The following is an 866-nucleotide window of genomic DNA, read 5'->3' on the forward strand; positions in this document are numbered from 1 at the left end:
CCGGGAGTGACCTCGGTGAAGAAAGGCGATCACGTCATTCCGCTCTATACGCCCGAATGCCGCGAATGCCCGTCGTGCCTCTCGCGCAAGACCAATCTCTGCACCGCGATCCGCGCGACCCAGGGCCAGGGCCTGATGCCGGACGGCACCTCGCGCTTCTCGATCGGCAAGGACAAGATCCATCACTATATGGGCTGCTCGACCTTTGCCAATTATACCGTGCTGCCGGAGATCGCCGTCGCCAAGGTCAATCCCGACGCCCCCTTCGACAAGATCTGCTATATCGGCTGCGGTGTGACGACCGGCATCGGTGCAGTCATCAACACCGCCAAGGTGGAGATGGGCGCAACGGCCATCGTCTTCGGTCTCGGCGGCATCGGCCTCAATGTCATTCAGGGCCTGCGGCTTGCCGGTGCCGACATGATCATCGGCGTCGATCTCAACAACGACAAGAAGGCCTGGGGCGAGCGCTTCGGCATGACGCATTTCGTCAATCCGAAGGAGGTCGGCGACGACATCGTGCCCTACCTCGTCAACATGACGAAGCGCGGGGCCGACCAGATCGGCGGGGCCGACTATACCTTCGACTGCACCGGCAACACCAAGGTCATGCGCCAGGCGCTCGAAGCCAGCCATCGCGGCTGGGGCAAGTCCGTCGTCATCGGCGTGGCCGGCGCCGGCCAGGAGATCTCGACGCGTCCGTTCCAGCTGGTGACGGGCCGCACCTGGATGGGCACGGCCTTCGGCGGCGCGCGTGGCCGCACCGATGTGCCGAAGATCGTCGACTGGTACATGGAAGGTAAAATCCAGATCGATCCGATGATCACCCACACCATGCCGCTCGACGACATCAACAAGGGTTTTGA

General features: G+C 62.9%; 1 protein-coding gene. It reads left to right on the plus strand.

All coding sequences use genetic code 11. From position 1 onward, the window contains the following. Positions 1-866: zinc-binding dehydrogenase (locus JJQ51_RS32805; RefSeq protein WP_269245867.1), on the plus strand; the 866-nt coding region annotated here is incomplete at both ends.

The organism is Rhizobium sp. AG207R, assembly GCF_027109195.1.
GTDB lineage: Bacteria > Pseudomonadota > Alphaproteobacteria > Rhizobiales > Rhizobiaceae > Rhizobium > Rhizobium dioscoreae.